Below are 19,625 nucleotides of genomic sequence, written 5' to 3'. Positions count from 1 at the left end.
CTCGGCCTGACGGCATTAGATTGCCGCGGGCCGTGTTATTATTGCCATTCAGTATTTTTTGACAGGAAGAGTATTTTGACTACTGACACTCATACTCTGCACATTGAAGAGATTTTAGAGCTTCTGCCGCACCGCTACCCGTTTTTGCTGGTTGACCGCGTGCTGGATTTCGAAGAAGGTCGTTTTCTGCGCGCAGTAAAAAATGTTTCGGTTAATGAACCCTTTTTCCAGGGCCATTTCCCTGGTAAACCGATTTTTCCGGGCGTTTTGATTCTGGAAGCCATGGCCCAGGCCACCGGCATTCTGGCGTTTAAAAGCGTAGGAAAACTGGAACCTGGCGAGCTGTATTACTTTGCCGGTATCGATGAAGCCCGCTTCAAGCGTCCGGTGGTGCCAGGCGATCAGATGATCATGGAAGTGACGTTCGAAAAAACGCGCCGTGGCCTGACCCGCTTTAAGGGCGTGGCAACGGTAGACGGTAAAGTTGTTTGTGAAGCTACTATGATGTGTGCACGTAGCCGGGAGGCCTGATACGTGATTGATAAAACTGCCTTTGTTCATCCTACCGCCATTGTGGAAGAGGGCGCCGTTATTGGCGCTAACGTTCACGTTGGCCCGTTCTGTATTGTTGGACCCCATGTTGAAATTGGTGAGGGTACCGTACTGAAGTCTCACGTTGTTGTTAACGGCCACACCAAAATTGGCCGCGACAACGAGATCTATCAGTTCGCCTCCATCGGTGAAGTGAACCAGGATCTGAAATATGCTGGCGAACCGACCCGGGTGGAAATTGGCGATCGTAACCGCATTCGCGAAAGCGTAACCATTCACCGTGGTACCGAACAGGGCGGTGGTTTGACGAAGGTGGGCAGCGGTAACCTGCTGATGATCAACGCACACGTTGCGCATGATTGTACGGTAGGGAACAACTGTATCCTCGCTAACAACGCCACGTTAGCGGGCCACGTCTCGGTAGACGATCATGCCATTATCGGCGGCATGACGGCGGTTCACCAGTTCTGCATCATCGGCGCGCACGTCATGGTTGGCGGCTGCTCCGGCGTTGCTCAGGACGTGCCGCCGTACGTGATTGCTCAGGGTAACCACGCCACGCCGTTCGGGGTTAACATCGAAGGGCTGAAACGTCGCGGCTTTAGCCGTGAAGCGCTGATTGCTATTCGCAACGCCTACAAGCTGCTCTACCGCAGCGGTAAGACGCTGGAAGAGGTTAAGCCTGAGATCGCTGAACTGGCTGAAGCGCATCCGGAGGTACGGGCGTTCAGCGAGTTCTTTGCGCGCTCGACGCGGGGCCTGATCCGTTAATGATTGACGATCGTCCGCTTACGATTGCCCTGGTCGCCGGAGAAACCTCCGGCGATATTCTTGGTGCCGGTCTCATCCGTGCGCTCAAGCAGCGTGTGCCCAACGCCCGCTTTGTCGGCGTGGCCGGCCCGCTGATGCAGGCCGAGGGCTGCGAAGCCTGGTATGAGATGGAAGAGCTGGCCGTGATGGGGATCGTGGAGGTGCTGGGCCGCCTGCGTCGCCTGCTGCATATCCGCGCCGACCTGACGCGCCGCTTCACCGAGCTTAAGCCGGACGTTTTTGTTGGTATCGACGCCCCGGATTTCAATATTACCCTTGAGGGCAACCTCAAACGGCAGGGTATTAAAACGATTCACTACGTCAGTCCCTCCGTCTGGGCCTGGCGACAGAAACGCGTTTTCAAAATAGGCAGATCCACCGATCTGGTGCTGGCTTTTCTGCCTTTCGAAAAAGCGTTTTATGACCGCTTCAACGTGCCGTGCCGCTTTATCGGCCATACCATGGCGGATGCCATGCCGCTGGATCCCGATAAAAACGCCGCGCGCGATGCTCTCGGACTGTCACATGACGCCCACTGTCTGGCGCTGCTGCCGGGCAGCCGTGGCGCGGAAGTGGAGATGCTCAGCGCTGACTTCCTGCGCACCGCACAGATCCTGCGCCAGCACTATCCCGATTTAGAGGTGGTGGTGCCGCTGGTCAACGCGAAGCGCCGGGAGCAATTTGAGCGTATCAAAGCTGAGGTCGCACCGGATCTGGTGGTTCACCTGCTGGACGGTAAAGGCCGCGAGGCGATGGTCGCCAGCGACGCCGCGCTGCTGGCATCTGGCACCGCCGCGCTGGAGTGCATGCTGGCAAAATGCCCGATGGTGGTGGGTTATCGCATGAAGCCGTTCACCTTCTGGCTGGCTAAGCGGCTGGTGAAGACCGACTACGTCTCGCTGCCTAATCTGCTGGCCGGGCGCGAGCTGGTGAAAGAGCTGCTGCAGGACGAGTGCCAGCCGCAGCTGCTGGCGGATGCGCTGCTGCCCCTGTTGGCCCGGGGTAACACCAGCCACGCCATGCATGACACTTTCCGTGAACTGCATCAGCAGATCCGCTGCAACGCTGATGAACAGGCGGCGGATGCTGTGCTGGAGCTAGCAAAATGAATGAATTTATTTATCCGCACCACCACTTAGTGGCGGGTGTGGATGAAGTGGGCCGTGGCCCGCTGGTCGGCGCGGTCGTTACCGCCGCGGTGATCCTTGACCCCGCCCGTCCCATCATTGGCCTCAACGACTCCAAAAAGCTGAGCGAAAAACGCCGCCTGGCGCTGTTTGCTGAGATCCAGGAAAAAGCGCTATGCTGGAGCCTGGGGCGCGCCGAGCCGCATGAAATTGACGAGCTGAATATTCTGCACGCAACCATGCTGGCGATGCAGCGCGCCGTGGCCGGGCTATCCGTTGTTCCCGAGTATGTGCTGATTGACGGCAACCGCTGTCCGGCTCTGCCTATGCCTTCGATGGCGGTGGTGAAAGGGGATAGCCGGGTCGCGGAGATTAGCGCGGCCTCCATTATTGCTAAAGTCACGCGCGACGCCGAGATGGCCGCGCTTGACCTGACGTTCCCTCAATATGGCTTTGCGCAGCATAAAGGGTATCCGACCGCTTTCCACCTGGAAAGACTGGCGGAGCACGGCGCGACAGAGCATCACCGGCGTAGCTTTGCGCCTGTAAAACGCGCGCTGGGGCTGGTCTCCTGATTGCTGCAGCAAACTAAGTAAAGCGGAAGCTAAAGATAAGATGGCTGAACCACGTTTTGTTCACCTGCGGGTGCACAGCGACTACTCCATGATCGATGGGCTGGCTAAGACCGGACCGCTGGTAAAAAAGGCGGCCGCGTTGGGTCAGCCTGCACTGGCGATCACCGATTTTACCAACCTCTGCGGTCTGGTTAAGTTCTACGGAACGGGCCACGGAGCAGGGTTGAAGCCGATCGTCGGGGCGGATTTTCACGTCCAGAGCGATATCATGGGCGACGAGTTTACCCAAATTACGGTGCTCGCCGCCAACAACACCGGCTACCAGAATCTGACCCTGCTTATCTCCCGTGCCTACCAGCGTGGCTACGGCGCGCTGGGGCCGTGGATCGACCGGGAGTGGCTGGCGGAGCTGAACGAGGGGCTGATCCTGCTCTCCGGCGGACGCATGGGCGACGTGGGCAAAAGCCTGCTGCGCGGCAACGCGGCGCTGGTCGATCAGTGCGTGAGCTTTTACGAGACCCACTTCCCGGATCGCTTCTACCTGGAGCTGATCCGTACCGGCCGTCCTGACGAAGAGAGCTATCTGCACGCGGCGGTTGAGCTGGCCCAGGCGCGTGGTCTGCCGGTCGTGGCGACCAACGACGTCCGCTTTATCGACAGCGGTGACTTTGACGCCCACGAAATTCGCGTGGCTATTCACGACGGCTTTACCCTTGACGATCCCAAGCGCCCGCGCCTCTATTCGCCGCAGCAGTATATGCGCAGCGAAGAGGAGATGTGCGAGCTGTTCTCCGACATCCCGGAAGCGCTGGAAAACAGCGTAGAGATTGCCAAGCGCTGCAACGTTACCGTACGCCTCGGCGAATACTTCCTGCCGCAGTTCCCTACCGGCGAGATGACCACCGAAGATTTCCTGGTGCTGAAGTCGAAAGAGGGGCTGGAGGAGCGTCTGGAGTTTCTCTTCCCGGACCCGGCAGTGCGCGCTGAAAAACGCCCGGCGTATGACGAGCGCCTCGACGTTGAGCTGAAGGTCATCAACCAGATGGGCTTCCCGGGCTACTTCCTGATCGTGATGGAGTTTATTCAGTGGTCGAAGGATAACGGCGTCCCGGTAGGGCCAGGCCGTGGGTCTGGCGCAGGGTCGCTGGTGGCCTACGCGCTGAAGATCACCGACCTCGATCCGCTGGAGTTTGACCTGCTGTTTGAACGCTTCCTGAACCCGGAACGTGTCTCCATGCCTGACTTCGACGTTGACTTCTGCATGGAGAAACGCGATCAGGTGATCGACCACGTAGCGGAGATGTACGGTCGCGAAGCGGTATCGCAGATTATCACCTTCGGTACGATGGCAGCGAAAGCGGTGATCCGCGATGTGGGCCGCGTGCTGGGCCACCCCTACGGTTTTGTGGATCGTATCTCTAAGCTGGTGCCGCCGGATCCGGGTATGACCCTGGCGAAAGCCTTTGAGGCCGAGCCGCAGCTGCCGGAGATCTACGAGGCCGATGAAGAGGTGAAGGCCCTCATCGACATGGCGCGCAAGCTGGAAGGGGTAACGCGTAACGCCGGTAAGCACGCCGGTGGGGTAGTGATCGCGCCGACCAAAATTACCGATTTTGCACCGCTTTACTGCGACGAAGCCGGGCAGCATCCGGTAACCCAGTTCGATAAGAACGACGTCGAGTATGCGGGTCTCGTGAAGTTCGACTTCCTCGGCCTGCGTACGCTGACGATCATCGACTGGGCGCTGAAGATGATTAACCCGCGTCGGGCGAAGCAGGGGCTGGAGCCGATTGATATTGCTGCGATCCCCCTCGACGACAAGAAAAGTTTTGATATGCTGCAGCGCTCGGAAACCACCGCGGTCTTCCAGCTTGAATCCCGCGGCATGAAGGATCTGATCAAACGCCTGCAGCCTGACTGTTTCGAAGATATGATCGCCCTGGTGGCGCTGTTCCGCCCTGGCCCGTTGCAGTCCGGGATGGTGGATAACTTTATCGACCGTAAGCACGGCCGGGAAGAGATCTCTTACCCTGACGTACAGTGGCAGCACGAGTGCCTGAAGCCGGTACTGGAGCCAACCTACGGCATTATCCTCTATCAGGAACAGGTGATGCAGATTGCCCAGGAGCTTTCCGGCTATACGCTGGGCGGCGCGGACATGCTGCGTCGTGCGATGGGTAAGAAGAAGCCGGAAGAGATGGCCAAGCAGCGCTCGGTCTTTGAAGACGGAGCGAGAAAGAACGGCATTGACGGTGAGCTGGCGATCAAAATCTTTGACCTGGTAGAGAAATTCGCCGGCTACGGATTTAACAAATCGCACTCCGCTGCCTATGCTTTGGTGTCGTACCAGACGCTGTGGCTAAAGGCCCACTATCCCGCTGAGTTTATGGCGGCGGTCATGACGGCGGATATGGACAACACCGAGAAGGTGGTCGGGCTGGTGGATGAGTGCTGGCGGATGGGGTTAAAGATCCTGCCGCCGGATATCAACTCTGGGCTGTACCATTTTCACGTTAACGACGACGGCGAGATTGTCTACGGGATTGGCGCAATTAAGGGCGTGGGTGAAGGCCCGATCGAAGCCATTCTGGAAGCACGTAATAAAGATGGCTACTTCCGCGAGCTGTTCGACCTCTGCGCCCGCACCGATACCAAAAAGCTTAACCGTCGGGTGCTGGAAAAACTGATTATGTCCGGGGCGTTTGACCGCCTCGGGCCGCACCGCGCCGCGCTGATGAACTCGCTGAACGATGCGCTAAAAGCCGCCGATCAGCATGCCAAAGCCGAGGCGATTGGCCAGGCGGATATGTTCGGCGTGCTGGCGGAAGAGCCGGCCCAGATCGAGCAGTCCTACGCTAACTGCCAGCGCTGGCCGGAGCAGGTGGTGCTGGACGGGGAACGTGAGACGTTGGGACTCTACCTGACGGGTCACCCGATTACCCAGTATTTAAAAGAGATTGAGCGCTATGTCGGCGGGCTTCGGCTCAAAGACATGCACCCGACAGAGCGTGGTAAGATCACCACCGCTGCGGGGCTCGTCATTGCTGCGCGGGTTATGGTCACCAAGCGCGGCAATCGTATCGGTATCTGTACGCTGGATGACCGTTCTGGCCGTCTGGAGGTGATGTTATTCACCGACGCGCTGGATAAATACCAGCAATTGCTGGAAAAAGACCGCATACTCATCGTCAGCGGACAGGTCAGCTTTGATGACTTCAGCGGGGGGCTTAAAATGACCGCCCGCGAAGTGATGGACATTGACGAAGCCCGGGAAAAATATGCTCGCGGGCTTGCTATCTCGCTGACGGACAGGCAAATTGATGACCAGCTTTTAAACCGACTCCGTCAGTCTCTGGAACCCCACCGTTCGGGAACTATTCCAGTGCATCTCTACTACCAGAGAGCGGATGCGCGCGCCCGGTTGCGCTTTGGTGCAACATGGCGTGTCTCTCCGAGCGATCGTTTACTTAACGATCTGCGTGGCCTGGTTGGCCCGGAGCAGGTGGAACTGGAGTTTGACTAATACAGGAATACTATGAGTCTGAATTTCCTTGATTTCGAACAGCCGATCGCCGAGCTGGAAGCGAAAATCGATTCCCTGACGGCCGTGAGCCGCCAGGATGAAAAACTGGATATTAACATCGACGAAGAGGTGCATCGTCTGCGCGAAAAAAGCGTAGAGCTGACGCGCAAAATCTTTGCCGATCTCGGCGCATGGCAGGTGGCGCAACTGGCGCGCCATCCACAGCGTCCGTACACCCTGGATTATGTCCGCCTGGCGTTTGATGAGTTCGACGAGCTGGCCGGTGACCGCGCCTTCGCTGACGACAAAGCTATCGTTGGCGGTATCGCACGTCTGGATGGACGTCCGGTGATGATCATTGGTCATCAGAAAGGGCGTGAAACAAAAGAGAAGATCCGCCGTAACTTTGGTATGCCGGCACCGGAAGGCTATCGCAAAGCGCTGCGCCTGATGGAGATGGCCGAGCGTTTTAACATGCCGATCATCACCTTTATCGACACCCCGGGCGCTTACCCAGGCGTGGGCGCAGAAGAGCGCGGCCAGTCCGAGGCAATCGCCCGCAACCTGCGTGAGATGTCGCGTCTGAACGTGCCGGTGATCTGCACCGTTATCGGTGAAGGCGGCTCCGGCGGCGCGCTGGCTATCGGCGTGGGCGACAAAGTCAACATGCTGCAGTACAGCACCTACTCGGTGATCTCCCCGGAAGGCTGTGCTTCCATCCTGTGGAAGAGCGCTGATAAAGCGCCGCTGGCTGCGGATGCGATGGGCATTATCGCTCCGCGCCTGAAAGAGCTGAAGCTGATCGACTCCATTATTCCGGAGCCGCTGGGTGGCGCGCACCGCAACCCGGAAGCCATTGCCGCGTCGCTGAAGGCGCAGCTGCTGGAAGATCTGGCCGATCTGGACGTGCTGAACAAAGAGGAGCTGCGTGACCGCCGTTACCAGCGCCTGATGAGCTACGGCTACGCCTGATCCGGGTAAAATGCCGGGCGGCGCTCGCGCTTGCCCGGCCTACCAAACCCACTCTCCTCAACTATGCTTATCTGTGAATTCGCACGGAGGAAGCATTGAATATCATCGCCATCATGGGACAGCAGGGCGTTTTTTATAAAGACGAACCGCTTAAAGAGCTTCACCTTGCGCTGGAGCAGCAGGGTTTCCAGCTCATCTACCCCACCAGCAGCAACGACCTGTTAAAACTCATCGAACACAACCCGCGCATCTGCGGCGTCATCTTTGACTGGGACCAGCACGGCCTGGATCTGTGTAGCGACATTAACCAGCTTAATGAGTATCTGCCGCTCTACGCCTTTATCAATACGCACTCAACGATGGACGTCAGCGCCCACGAAATGCGTATGGCGCTGTGGTTTTTTGAGTACGCGCTGGGCGTGGCAGACAGCATCTCGACGCGTATCCGCCAGTATACCAACGAGTATCTTGAGCATATTACGCCACCCTTTACCCGCTCGCTCTTCACTTATGTGAAAGAGGGCAAGTACACCTTCTGTACCCCCGGACACATGGCCGGTACCGCTTACCAGAAAAGCCCGGTGGGCTGCCTGTTCTATGACTTTTTCGGCGGCAATACCCTGAAGGCCGACGTCTCGATCTCCGTAACCGAGCTGGGATCCCTGCTCGATCACACCGGCCCGCACCTGGAGGCCGAAGAGTATATCGCCCGTACCTTTGGCGCCGAGCAGAGCTATATGGTGACCAACGGCACCTCGACCTCCAACAAGATCGTTGGCATGTACGCCGCGCCCGACGGCAGCACGCTACTTATCGATCGCAATTGCCACAAGTCGCTGGCCCATCTGCTGATGATGAGCGACGTGGTGCCGATCTGGCTCAAGCCGGGACGCAACGCGCTGGGTATTTTAGGCGGCATTCCCCGCCGCGAGTTCAGCCACGACAGCATTACAGAGAAGGTGGCGGCAACGCACGGCGCCAGCTGGCCGGTTCACGCGGTGATCACCAACTCTACCTATGACGGGCTGCTCTACAACACCAACTGGATCAAGGAGACCCTGGACGTGCCGTCGATTCACTTTGACTCGGCATGGGTTCCCTACACCAACTTCCACCCAATTTATGCGGGCAAGAGCGGCATGAGCGGTGACCGCGTGGCGGGCAAAGTCTTCTTTGAAACCCAGTCAACGCACAAAATGCTGGCTGCCTTCTCCCAGGCGTCGCTGATCCACGTTAAAGGCGAATATGACGAAGAGACCTTTAACGAAGCCTACATGATGCATACCACCACCTCGCCAAGCTATCCGCTGGTGGCCTCTATTGAAACGGCAGCCGCGATGTTGCGGGGCAATCCCGGTAAGCGGCTGATCAACCGCTCCGTCGAACGTGCGCTCCACTTCCGCAAAGAGGTGCAGCGGCTGAAAGATGAGGCGGAGGGCTGGTTCTTCGATATCTGGCAGCCGGAAGACATTGACCAGGCCGACTGCTGGCCGGTTGCGCCGGGCGAGGCGTGGCACGGCTTCCGCGAGGCGGATGCCGACCATATGTTCCTTGATCCGGTTAAGGTTACTATTCTGACCCCCGGCATGGATGAGCAGGGAAATATGGGCGAGGAGGGCATTCCCGCCGCGCTGGTAGCGAAATTCCTTGATGAGCGCGGCGTAGTGGTAGAGAAAACCGGTCCCTAAAACCTGCTGTTCCTGTTTAGCATCGGCATCGATAAAACCCGGGCGATGGGGCTGCTGCGTGGCCTGATGGAGTTTAAGCGCGCCTACGATCTCAACCTGCGGGTGAAAAACATGCTGCCGGATCTCTATGCTGAAGATCCAGATTTCTACCGCAACATGCGTATCCAGGATCTGGCTCAGGGGATCCACAAGCTGATCTGCCAGCACGAGCTACCGCGCCTGATGCTCCAGGCCTTCGACGTGCTGCCGCATATGATCATGACTCCGCACCAGGCGTGGCAGCTACAGGTCAAGGGCGAGGTGGAGACCGTCGAGCTGGAGGCGCTGGTAGGACGCGTCTCCGCCAATATGATCCTGCCGTATCCGCCAGGTGTCCCGCTGCTGATGCCCGGAGAGATGATCACCGAGCGGAGCCGGGCGGTGCTCGATTTTCTGCTGATGCTCTGCGCTATCGGCCGCCACTATCCCGGTTTTGAAACGGATATCCACGGTGCGAAGCGCGATGAGGATGGCGTTTACCGGGTAAGGGTCTTAAAACAGACGTGACCCTCTTGCGCAGGGATGCGCAGCGTCGTAACGTTGGCATGAAAAAAGGAGGGGTTATGCTTGGTTTAAAAAAGGTTCACCACATCGCGATCATTGCGACGGATTATGCAAAGAGCAAAGCGTTTTACTGCGACATCTTAGGCTTTACGCTGCAAAGCGAAGCGTATCGTGAAGAGCGGGACTCATGGAAGGGCGATCTGGCGCTGAACGGCGAGTATGTGATTGAGCTTTTCTCCTTTCCTTTCCCGCCCGCGCGGCCCAGCCGTCCCGAGGCCTGCGGCCTGCGTCATCTGGCCTTCAGCGTGGATGACGTCGAGCGGGCCATTACCCACCTGCAACAGCACGGCGTAGAGTGCGAGCCGGTGCGTATCGATCCCTTTACCGGTAAGCGCTTCACCTTCTTTACCGATCCCGACGGTCTGCCGCTGGAGCTATACCAGCAGTAATGACACCTCTACCTATTATGCAAAGCCTGCACGCCCGCCGCCGGTTTCTGGTGGCGTTTAGCGGCGGGCTGGACTCCACCGTTCTGCTGCACCAGCTGGTGCAGTGGCGCATCCAGCAGCCCGACGTTTCCCTGCGGGCGATCCACGTTCATCATGGGCTAAGCCCAAACGCCGACGCATGGGTAGCCCACTGTCAGCAGGTATGCAGCCGCTGGGATGTGCCCCTGAGCATCGTCCGCGTGACGCTGGCGGAGGAGGGGCTGGGCCTTGAAGCTCAGGCGCGCAAGGCGCGCTATCAGGCCTTTGCCGACGCGCTGCGGGCGGGGGAGGTGCTGGTCACCGCCCAGCATCAGGATGACCAGTGCGAGACGCTGCTGCTGGCGCTGAAACGGGGCAGCGGCCCGGCGGGGCTGGCAGCCATGCCTGCCGAGCTGCCTTTCCACGGCACCCTGCTGCTGCGCCCGCTGCTCAATGAAACCCGCGAGGCGCTGGAGCAGTGGGCCTGCGCCCATCGGCTAAGCTGGATCGAAGATGAGAGTAATCAGGACGCCAGCTACGATCGCAATTTTATCCGTCTTGAGGTTCTCCCCTTGCTGAAGCAGCGCTGGCCGCACTTTGCCAACGCGGCGGCGCGCAGCGCAGCACTGTGTGGTGAGCAGGAGCAGCTTCTGGATGAGCTGCTGGCGGAGGAGCTGGCGAGTTTAGTCAGCGCAGAGGGGGCGTTAACCCTCGCCCCACTGATGACCCTGAGCGCCAATCGCCGGGCGGCACTTCTGCGCCGCTGGCTAAGCGGGCTGGGTGCGCCGATGCCGTCGCGGGATCTGCTGTCCCGCATCTGGCAGGAGGCGATCCTTGCCCGGGAAGATGCGTCCCCGCGTCTGGTGCTGGGATCCCATGAGATCCGTCGCTTTCAGGGCCAGCTCTGGTGGGTGAAAAGCACGGCAGGCCAGCGGCAGACGGTTATTCCATGGCCTGGGCCTCTGGAGCCGCTGACGCTGCCCGCTGGGTTAGGGAAGCTAACGCTGGTGCCGGGGGGCGATATTCGCCCGCCGCGTGCCGACGAACCGGTATCGGTCCGTTTTCATGCCTCAGGGATGCTCTACGTGGCCGGACGCCAGGGAGGACGTAAGCTGAAAAAGATCTGGCAGGAGCTGGGGGTGGCTCCCTGGCTGCGGGATACTACGCCAATACTGTTTTACGGCGAAACGCCGATCGCGGCGGCAGGGCAGTTTGTGACGCAGGCAGGGCTGGCGGATAGCGCTGAGGGGTTACGGCTGACGTGGCGGAAATGACGGGCAGCATGCTGCCCGCTGGAACAGGTTCAGGATTCGCTCACCACAACGGTGCCGATATCCGGGTGGCTAAAGCTGGCAATTTTGTCGAGACGGAGTTCACGCGTTTCACCTGCTGCATCGACGAGCAGATACTCAACGTTCTTTCGCGAGACTAAATCGCTGGCTTTGGCCTTTAGCTCTTCGCCATCTTTCAGCGTCAGCGTCAGTAACAGATGATGCTGGCAGGCGAGTTCAAGGTTGTCATAGTCATCGCAGTTGATGGGTTGATACGTTTCATTCATTGACATAATCGCTCACCAGTAAGTTCGCGGCAGCATAGGCTGCCTTTTCCCTGACGGGCTCAGGAAGCAGATCGTCCGACGCTACTTCATTGAGCGCTTTTAATACGCAGCTCAGCGCATCCGGGATAAACCCTAAGTCTCCGCTGGCAATTTCCGCATACCGCTTGCGTATTAACTCACAATAATTATCCACATACCCTCCTGTCAGCGTATTGACTTCACCGTGGGATGTAAGTTTAAGCCTACGAAGATTAACTCTGTTTAGCAAGGTGACTATACCATACTCATCCCGGCAATATCAGCGGACCGAATGTTTGCTACAATGGGCGCTATTTTGCGAAGGAGCGATGACATGGCATTGAAAGCAACCATTTATAAAGCGACGGTGAACGTGGCCGATCTGGACCGCAACCAGTTTCTTGATGCCACCCTGACCCTGGCGCGCCACCCTTCTGAGACCCAGGAGCGCATGATGCTGCGCCTGCTGGCGTGGATCAAATTTGCCAACGAACGGCTGCAGTTTACCCGCGGCCTCAGCGCCGAGGATGAGCCGGAAGCCTGGCTGCGCAACGATCATCTGGGGATCGACCTGTGGATTGAGCTGGGGCTGCCGGAGGAGCGGCGCATCAAGAAAGCCTGCACCCAGTCAAAAGAGGTTGCACTCTTCACCTACAACAGCCGGGCGGCACAGGTCTGGTGGCAGCAGAATCAGAACAAGCTGGCTGGATTCAGTAACCTGAGCATCTGGTATCTTGACGATGAGCAGCTGGCCCAGCTGAGCGCCTTTGCCTCCCGCACCATGGCGCTACAGGCGACCATCCAGGATGGCGCAATCTGGCTTTCTGATGCGGAGAATAACCTGGAGATCCACCTGACAACCTGGCAGAGCGCGGCATGATCGAGATTTCACGCAGCGTTGCCATTCCCGACAGCGAGATCGAGCTGACCGCCATTCGTGCCCAGGGGGCGGGTGGTCAGCACGTCAATAAAACCTCCACGGCGATCCACCTGCGCTTCGATATCAAGGCCTCCAGCCTGCCGGATGCGTATAAAGAGCGCCTGCTGGCGGCGAGCCACCATCTGATCACCAGCGATGGAATGGTGGTGATCAAGGCTCAGGAGTACCGCAGCCAGGAGATGAACCGTGAAGCGGCGCTGGCCCGACTGGTGTCGTTGATTCAGGAGCTGATGGTAGAGCAAAAAAGCCGCCGTCCTACGCGGCCAACCCGGGCGTCGAAAGAGCGACGTCTGGCGACCAAGTCGCAAAAGTCATCGGTAAAGGCGATGCGCGGTAAGGTGCGCGGCGGGGAGTAGAATCTGCCCGGCAGGCTTGCCGGGCAGAGAAGAGGTTAGCCTTTGATGACTTTAACCAGATAGTCGAGGATGTCGCCGGTTTTAATCAGCTGCTTCTCGCCGTTGCGGCGGTATTTGTATTCGATATCGTCGCTGTCGAGGTTGCGATCGCCGATCACGATGGTGTGCGGAATACCAATCAGCTCCATATCAGCAAACATCACGCCCGGACGCTCTTTACGATCGTCCATCAGCACCTCAATTCCCTGCGCGTTCAGCTCAGCGTAGAGCTTCTCAGCCAGCTCCTGCACGCGGAAGGATTTGTGCATGTTCATCGGCAGAATGGCAACCTGGAACGGCGCAATCGCGTCCGGCCAGACGATACCGCGCTCGTCGTGGTTCTGCTCAATGGCCGCAGCCACCACGCGCGTTACGCCGATGCCGTAGCAGCCCATGGTCAGCGTCTGGTTACGACCATCTTCACCCTGGACTGACGCTTTCAATGCTTCAGAGTACTTGGTGCCCAGCTGGAAGATGTGACCCACTTCGATGCCACGCTTGATCAGCAGGGTACCCTGGCCGTCCGGGCTTGGGTCGCCTGCAACAACGTTACGGATGTCAGCGACTTCCGGGGTCGCCACATCGCGATCCCAGTTAATGCCGAAGTAGTGCTTGCCGTCAACGTTCGCGCCGGCAGAGAAATCGCTCATGACAGCAACGGTACGGTCAATAACCACTGGGATCGGCATATTCACCGGGCCGAGGGAGCCTGGGCCGGCGTTGACGATAGCGCGGATCTCAGCTTCGGTCGCGAAGGTCAGCGGGCTGGCAACCTGCGGCAGCTTCTCTGCTTTCACTTCGTTCAGCTCGTGATCGCCACGTACCAGCAGAGCGACCAGCGGGTAAGCGCCACCCTCTACCGCTTTCACCAGCAGGGTCTTAACGGTTTTTTCAATCGGCAGGTTAAACTGCTCAACCAGCTCGGCGATGGTTTTCGCGTTCGGCGTATCGACCAGAGTCATCTCCTGGGTTGCCGCCGCGCGCGCTTCTTTCGGCGCAAGCGCTTCAGCAAACTCAATGTTGGCCGCGTAGTCAGAGGTATCGGAGAAGATCACATCGTCTTCACCGCTCTTAGCCAGCACCTGGAACTCGTGGGAGGCGCTGCCGCCGATAGAGCCGGTATCCGCCTGCACGGCACGGAAGTCGAGATCCATACGGCTGAAGATTTTGCTGTAGGCGGCATACATCGCGTCGTAGGTCAGCTGTAAGGATTCCTGCGAGGTATGGAAAGAGTAGGCGTCTTTCATCAGGAACTCACGGGAGCGCATCACGCCAAAGCGCGGACGCACTTCGTCACGGAATTTGGTCTGGATCTGATAGAAGTTCAGCGGCAGCTGCTTGTAGGAGCTGAGTTCGTTACGGATCAGATCGGTGATGACCTCTTCATGCGTCGGGCCGAGAACAAACGGACGCTCGCCGCGATCGGCAATACGCAGCAGCTCCGGACCGTACTGCTCCCAGCGACCGCTCTCCTGCCACAGGTCAGCGGGCTGAACCACCGGCATTAACACCTCGATCGCACCGGCGTTGTTCATCTCTTCACGCACGATGTTTTCGACTTTTTTCAGAACGCGCACGCCGGTCGGCAGCCAGGTGTATAACCCGGAGGCCAGCTTGCGGATCAACCCGGCGCGCAGCATCAGCTGGTGGCTGATCACTTCGGCGTCGGCAGGTGTCTCCTTCAGGGTGGAGAGCAGATATTGGCTAGTACGCATGTTATTACGATTCCATTTGGACGATGGGCACAGGCCCAACGCGGGCCTGACACAAAAAAAGTGATTCAGTTTACCAGCGAGACAGCTATGTCAAAAGAGAGCGGGCAGAATTTACCGCGCTTCCAGCGCAAAGACCTCAAAGCCCGCCTCGGTCACCCGCCAGCGGACGTTAAAATCGAGCAGCCAGACGGCATATTCCTTGCCTGCTTCCTCCTGCTGGCGATAGGCCGGGCGCGGATCCTGGGCCAGCACCTCGACAATAAACTGCCGAAGATGCGGATAGCGTTTTTCCAGTTGCGGCAGGCGCTCGGCAAGCTCAAGGGTAAAGTTCACCGGCATGGTGGCTTGGGGGGCCTGCTGGGCGTAGCTGGCTTTCGCGTCCGGCAGCGCCTCGGCAAAGGGCAGGTAGGGTTTGATATCCACTACCGGCGTGCCGTCCACCAGATCGAGACTGCCCAGATCGAGGATCACCTGCTCACCCTGGCAACGGATGCCCTTTAGCTCAACCAGAGACATGCCGATGGGATTCGGACGAAAGGTCGAGCGGGTGGCAAATACCCCCATTCTGGCGTTGCCGCCGAGCCGGGGAGGGCGCACGGTTGGCCGCCAGCCACCCTCCATCGTTTGATGGAAAATAAACAGCAGCCAGAGATGGCTAAACGCCTCCAGCCCGCGCACCGCATCGGCCTGGTTATAGGGGGCGATGAGATGAAGCTCACCGCCGCCGCTTTTCACCAGCCCCGGCTGGCGCGGAACGGCAAACTTCTCTTTATAGGGGGAGCGAATAACGCCTATCTGCGCAAACTGAAAGGTGCTCATTTCGCCGAAACGTTAAGCGCCGATCCGATGCACACGGCCTGGCGGTAGCAGCCCGGCGTGCCGCTGGTCACTTCGCAGCTGTGCTGAAGGACGGCGTTGGCTTTCATTTTGGCCGCATTGATCTGCATACGTTTGCGGGCGGTTGGGATGTTCGGAGGTGAGTCCTGGTTGCTCGCCTGGCAGGAATCACCGGAGACCTCGCCCAAATCGCGGAACGTCTTGCCGATCAGCTCTTCCGGGTTGGTGATGACTCTGACCGGAGCCGGAGGGGACACTTTCGCTTTAGCTGGCTCCGCTTTCGGCGGCGTTGCTGCGTTGCTTTGTACGGGTTCGACGGGAGATCTGCTTAGCATGGAGCAGCCGCTGAGCATGAGTGCCAGTAAACAGATCGGTAAAGCACGCATAGTATTTCCTCAATGAGTGATCAAATTGTCAGTTATTGAACCAGTTGCCTGCATAAATGACAAGGCGGGCTTGCGCCCGCCCTGAATGATATTACACCGAGGAGAGATTACCAGCCTTTAACTGCGCCGCCGTTAAAGACCTTGTTCGCCGCCTGGTCAACTTCGTCAGACTGGTAGGCCTGAACGAATTTCTTCACGTTTTCCGCGTCTTTATTGTCTTCGCGGGTTACGATCATGTTCACATACGGGGAATCTTTATCTTCAACAAAGATACCGTCTTTCGCCGGAGTCAGGTTGATCTGGCTGGCATAGGTGGTATTAATGACCGCCAGGGCAATCTGTGCGTCGTCCAGCGAGCGCGGCAGCTGCGGTGCTTCCAGCTCAACAATTTTGAGGTTTTTCGGGTTCTCGGTCACGTCCAGAACGGTCGGCAGCAGGCCAACACCCTCTTTCAGCTTAATCAGACCCTGTTTTTGCAGCAGCAGCAGAGTGCGGCCCAGGTTGGTCGGATCGTTCGGAACCGCAATCTGCGCGCCATCCTGCAGCTCGCTCAGCGATTTAATCTTCTTGGAATAGCCAGCGATCGGGTAGACAAAGGTATTACCGGCGGAAACCAGCTTGTAGCCGCGATCTTTGATCTGCTGATCCAGGTACGGTTTGTGCTGGAAGGCGTTAGCATCAATATCGCCTTTGCTCAGCGCTTCGTTTGGTAGCACGTAGTCGTTGAAAGTTACCAGTTCAACGTCGAGACCGTACTTGTCTTTAGCCACTTTTGCTGCCACTTCTGCAACCTGCTGCTCGGCACCGACGATAACGCCCACTTTAATGTGGTTCGGATCTTTCTCGTCCTGGCCGCAGCCTACCAATGCCAGAGCACCAATCAGCGCACCCGCCGCCGCAAAGGTCTTAAATTTGAACACCATGTTATTTCCTTAACTCACTGAGTCGATTGTGTTGTGTACAACGCTATTTATGCGTCACTGCCCGGACGATACGATCGCCAGAGAACTGAATCAGATAAACCAGCACGACTAATAATATCAGTACCGTGTTCATTACGGTGGCGTTATAGCCGATATAACCATACTGATAGCCAATCTGGCCCAGCCCGCCTGCGCCGACCGCACCGCCCATGGCGGAGTAGCCCACCAGAGTAATCAGCGTGATGGTGGCCGCGTTGACCAGTCCCGGCATCGCTTCAGGCAGCAGAACCTTGCGGACGATCTGCATCGGCGTGGCGCCCATAGCGCGGGAGGCCTCAATCAGGCCGGTCGGGATCTCCAGCAGCGCGTTCTCTACCATACGGGCAATAAAGGGTGCAGCGCCAACGGTCAGCGGCACAATCGCCGCCTGCAGGCCAATGGAGGTGCCGACAATCACGCGGGTGAACGGGATCATCCAGACCAGCAGGATAATAAACGGAATTGAACGGAAGATATTCACCAGCGCGGAGAGGGTGCGGTAGAGCTTCGCGTTCTCAACGATCTGCCCCGGACGGGTAACGTACAGCAGCACACCCACCGGCAGGCCAATCACGAATCCAAAGAAGCCGGAGACAAAGGTCATCGCCAGCGTCTCCCAGACGCCACGCGCCAGTAACCACATCATTGGCTCAGACATAACCCAGTACCTCTACTTTTACATGATGTTCCTGCAGCCAGGCGATGGCGGCCTGGGTATCCTGCTGCGAGCCGTGCATTTCGGTCAGCATAATGCCGAACTTCACGCCACCGGCGTAATCCATCTGCGCACTGATAATGTTGTTGTTAACGTTGAACCGACGGGCTGTCTCAGAGAGCAGCGGCGCGTCCACGGACTGGCCGGTGAACTCCATGCGCAGCATCGGCACGCTGTCAGCTTCGGGTTCCGCCTTCAGACGCTGCTGGTAATCTTCCGGAATATCGAGATGCAGCGTGGACTGAATAAACTGCTGGGCCAGCGGCGTCTTCGGATGGGAGAACACTTCGCTAACCGTGTCCTGCTCAATCAGCTCGCCATTGCTGATCACCGCCACGCAGTCACAGATACGCTTCACAACATCCATCTCATGCGTAATAAGAAGAATGGTTAAGCCGAGACGACGGTTAATGTCTTTCAGCAGCTCGAGAATAGAGCGGGTCGTGGCCGGATCCAGCGCGCTGGTGGCCTCATCGCACAGCAGAACTTTAGGATTGCTGGCCAGCGCACGAGCAATCGCCACGCGCTGCTTCTGGCCGCCGGAGAGGTTAGCCGGATAGCTGTCATGCTTATCGCCCAGGCCTACCAGGTCCAGCAGCTCGGTCACGCGACGCTTGATTTCGGCCGCCGGGGTGTTATCCAGCTCTAGCGGCAGCGCCACGTTGCCGTAGACGGTACGGGAAGCCAGCAGGTTAAAGTGCTGGAAAATCATGCCAATCTGGCGGCGTGCGCGGGTAAGCTGCGCTTCCGATAAGGTGGTCAGCTCTTCACCGCCAACCTGAACGCTGCCCTGCGTCGGACGCTCAAGCAGGTTAACGCAGCGAATCAGCGTACTTTTACCGGCACCCGATGCGCCGATGACGCCATAAATTTGTCCGGCAGGGACATGCAGGCTGACATTATTCAATGCCTGAATGGTGCGGTTCCCCTGCTGGAACACTTTGGTGATATTCGAAAGTTTAATCATTAGAATATTTTTGTCGTATGAGTTAGCCGTGGCATTTTGTTCTGCCAGATACGGGCAGTGACCGTAAACAGAGCGGATGGTAAGGCATCCAGACGTCTAATTCAATGTAACTCGCTATGATGAGCACTTTCTTGCCGCGTGAAACATGAGATACTAGCGCGACATGCCTTTTTCAGGAGTAAGCCGGTGGCACAATCAGTACCCGCAATTTTTCTCGATCGTGATGGCACGATTAATGTCGATCATGGTTATGTCCACGAGATTGACGACTTTGAGTTTATCGATGGCGTCATTGACGCTATGCGTGAGTTAAAAGCGATGGGCTTCGCGCTGGTGCTGGTGACCAATCAGTCCGGCATTGCCCGCGGCAAGTTTACCGAAGCCCAGTTTGAGACCCTGACCGAGTGGATGGACTGGTCGCTGGCGGATCGTGGCGTTGACCTGGACGGCATCTATTACTGTCCTCACCATCCCCAGGGTGCAGTGGAAGAGTTCCGCCAGGTGTGCGACTGCCGTAAGCCGCATCCGGGGATGCTGAACTCCGCGCGCGACTTCCTGCACATTGATATGGCCGCCTCCTATATGATCGGCGATAAATTAGAAGATATGCAGGCAGCGGCAGCGGCTGGCGTCGGCCATAAAGTCTTAGTGCGTACCGGCAAACCGGTGACGCCAGAGGCGGAAAATGCAGCGGATTGGGTGCTGAATAGCCTTGCAGAGCTGCCCGCAACGATTAAAAAGCAGCAAAAATAGCCGTTATGACGAAAAGATGAGCGGTTGAAATAAAATTGTGTTTTTCCGCTTGTCAGCTCTGAATAACTCCCTATAATGCGCCTCCATCGAAACGGCAAACGTGAATCACTTCACGGAAACAG

Annotated in this window: 19 protein-coding genes and 1 pseudogene; 12 read left to right on the top strand and 8 right to left on the bottom strand. The window is 57.9% G+C overall.

Annotated elements, in window-relative coordinates; translation table 11 throughout:
* The first annotated feature begins 75 nt into the window (after nt 1–75).
* The 9 genes and pseudogenes from fabZ to tilS all read left to right on the top strand — a co-directional run bounded on the left by fabZ (nt 76) and on the right by tilS (nt 11,531).
* Nucleotides 76–531 carry a 3-hydroxyacyl-ACP dehydratase FabZ gene (fabZ, locus tag RTN40_RS18985; RefSeq protein WP_006173598.1) on the top strand — a complete coding sequence of 152 codons (456 nt, stop codon included), beginning with the start codon at nt 76–78 and terminating at the stop codon, nt 529–531.
* A gap of 3 nt (nt 532–534) precedes the next feature.
* Nucleotides 535–1,323, top strand: a complete 789-nt coding sequence (lpxA, locus tag RTN40_RS18980; protein WP_312229821.1) for an acyl-ACP--UDP-N-acetylglucosamine O-acyltransferase — start codon at nt 535–537, stop codon at nt 1,321–1,323.
* Entirely contained in the window at nt 1,323–2,471 is a 1,149-nt protein-coding gene (lpxB, locus tag RTN40_RS18975) for a lipid-A-disaccharide synthase (RefSeq protein WP_312229820.1), read from the top strand. Before lpxA ends, lpxB begins: the two co-directional genes overlap by 1 nt.
* Nucleotides 2,468–3,064 (top strand): ribonuclease HII, encoded by a 597-nt coding sequence (rnhB, locus tag RTN40_RS18970; RefSeq protein WP_103820637.1) that lies wholly within the window; start codon nt 2,468–2,470, stop codon nt 3,062–3,064. The genes lpxB and rnhB overlap by 4 nt, the downstream gene beginning before the upstream one ends.
* Nucleotides 3,065–3,104: 40 nt before the next feature.
* Complete coding sequence (gene dnaE, locus RTN40_RS18965) at nt 3,105–6,587, top strand: DNA polymerase III subunit alpha (RefSeq protein WP_312229819.1); 3,483 nt, start codon at nt 3,105–3,107, stop codon at nt 6,585–6,587.
* 12 nt (nt 6,588–6,599) lie between these two features.
* Nucleotides 6,600–7,559 (top strand): acetyl-CoA carboxylase carboxyl transferase subunit alpha, encoded by a 960-nt coding sequence (accA, locus tag RTN40_RS18960; protein ID WP_312229818.1) that lies wholly within the window; start codon nt 6,600–6,602, stop codon nt 7,557–7,559.
* Between the two features lie 95 nt (nt 7,560–7,654).
* A pseudogene (locus RTN40_RS18955) lies at nt 7,655–9,793 on the top strand (lysine decarboxylase LdcC).
* A 56-nt stretch (nt 9,794–9,849) separates the two neighbouring features.
* Nucleotides 9,850–10,239 carry a VOC family protein gene (locus RTN40_RS18950; RefSeq protein ID WP_312229817.1) on the top strand — a complete coding sequence of 130 codons (390 nt, stop codon included), beginning with the start codon at nt 9,850–9,852 and terminating at the stop codon, nt 10,237–10,239.
* The gene (gene tilS, locus RTN40_RS18945; protein ID WP_312229816.1) at nt 10,239–11,531 is read left to right on the top strand and encodes a tRNA lysidine(34) synthetase TilS; all 1,293 of its coding nucleotides are present in this window, start codon (nt 10,239–10,241) and stop codon (nt 11,529–11,531) included. The genes RTN40_RS18950 and tilS overlap by 1 nt, the downstream gene beginning before the upstream one ends.
* Before the next feature lie 29 nt (nt 11,532–11,560).
* On the opposite strand, the gene rof is transcribed toward tilS, so the two are convergent.
* On the bottom strand, nt 11,561–11,821 hold the full coding sequence (gene rof, locus RTN40_RS18940) for a Rho-binding antiterminator (RefSeq protein WP_312214369.1): 261 nt from the start codon (nt 11,819–11,821) through the stop codon (nt 11,561–11,563).
* On the bottom strand, nt 11,808–12,008 hold the full coding sequence (locus RTN40_RS18935; RefSeq protein ID WP_312214371.1) for a YaeP family protein: 201 nt from the start codon (nt 12,006–12,008) through the stop codon (nt 11,808–11,810). Before RTN40_RS18935 ends, rof begins: the two co-directional genes overlap by 14 nt.
* A 159-nt stretch (nt 12,009–12,167) precedes the next feature.
* Here RTN40_RS18935 and RTN40_RS18930 point away from each other — a divergent pair, with 159 nt between their 5' ends.
* A complete protein-coding gene (locus tag RTN40_RS18930; RefSeq protein ID WP_312214373.1) occupies nt 12,168–12,713 on the top strand; it encodes a YaeQ family protein in 546 nt (181 codons plus the stop codon).
* Nucleotides 12,710–13,129 carry an alternative ribosome rescue aminoacyl-tRNA hydrolase ArfB gene (arfB, locus tag RTN40_RS18925; protein ID WP_042390657.1) on the top strand — a complete coding sequence of 140 codons (420 nt, stop codon included), beginning with the start codon at nt 12,710–12,712 and terminating at the stop codon, nt 13,127–13,129. The genes RTN40_RS18930 and arfB overlap by 4 nt, the downstream gene beginning before the upstream one ends.
* A gap of 35 nt (nt 13,130–13,164) precedes the next feature.
* Here the strand turns inward: arfB and proS are convergent, their stop codons facing one another.
* The 6 genes from proS to metN all read right to left on the bottom strand — a co-directional run bounded on the left by proS (nt 13,165) and on the right by metN (nt 18,750).
* The gene (gene proS, locus RTN40_RS18920; RefSeq protein WP_312229815.1) at nt 13,165–14,883 is read right to left on the bottom strand and encodes a proline--tRNA ligase; all 1,719 of its coding nucleotides are present in this window, start codon (nt 14,881–14,883) and stop codon (nt 13,165–13,167) included.
* A gap of 111 nt (nt 14,884–14,994) precedes the next feature.
* Nucleotides 14,995–15,702 (bottom strand): tRNA (N6-threonylcarbamoyladenosine(37)-N6)-methyltransferase TrmO, encoded by a 708-nt coding sequence (tsaA, locus tag RTN40_RS18915; RefSeq protein WP_312229814.1) that lies wholly within the window; start codon nt 15,700–15,702, stop codon nt 14,995–14,997.
* Nucleotides 15,699–16,106 carry an Rcs stress response system protein RcsF gene (gene rcsF / locus RTN40_RS18910; RefSeq protein WP_312229813.1) on the bottom strand — a complete coding sequence of 136 codons (408 nt, stop codon included), beginning with the start codon at nt 16,104–16,106 and terminating at the stop codon, nt 15,699–15,701. Before rcsF ends, tsaA begins: the two co-directional genes overlap by 4 nt.
* 107 nt (nt 16,107–16,213) lie before the next feature.
* A complete protein-coding gene (locus RTN40_RS18905) occupies nt 16,214–17,029 on the bottom strand; it encodes a MetQ/NlpA family lipoprotein (RefSeq protein WP_312229812.1) in 816 nt (271 codons plus the stop codon).
* A 43-nt stretch (nt 17,030–17,072) separates the two neighbouring features.
* A complete protein-coding gene (locus RTN40_RS18900; protein ID WP_042390667.1) occupies nt 17,073–17,726 on the bottom strand; it encodes a methionine ABC transporter permease MetI in 654 nt (217 codons plus the stop codon).
* Nucleotides 17,719–18,750, bottom strand: coding sequence for a methionine ABC transporter ATP-binding protein MetN (gene metN / locus RTN40_RS18895; protein ID WP_312229811.1), 1,032 nt, complete (start codon nt 18,748–18,750; stop codon nt 17,719–17,721). Before metN ends, RTN40_RS18900 begins: the two co-directional genes overlap by 8 nt.
* A gap of 186 nt (nt 18,751–18,936) precedes the next feature.
* Between metN and gmhB the strand changes: the two genes are divergently transcribed.
* Nucleotides 18,937–19,503 carry a D-glycero-beta-D-manno-heptose 1,7-bisphosphate 7-phosphatase gene (gmhB, locus tag RTN40_RS18890; protein ID WP_312229810.1) on the top strand — a complete coding sequence of 189 codons (567 nt, stop codon included), beginning with the start codon at nt 18,937–18,939 and terminating at the stop codon, nt 19,501–19,503.
* Nucleotides 19,504–19,625 lie beyond the last annotated feature (122 nt).

The sequence above is a fragment of the Pseudescherichia sp. genome, from assembly GCF_031987975.1.
Taxonomy (GTDB): domain Bacteria; phylum Pseudomonadota; class Gammaproteobacteria; order Enterobacterales; family Enterobacteriaceae; genus Pseudescherichia.
This window is presented reverse-complemented; position numbering and strand designations above follow the sequence as displayed.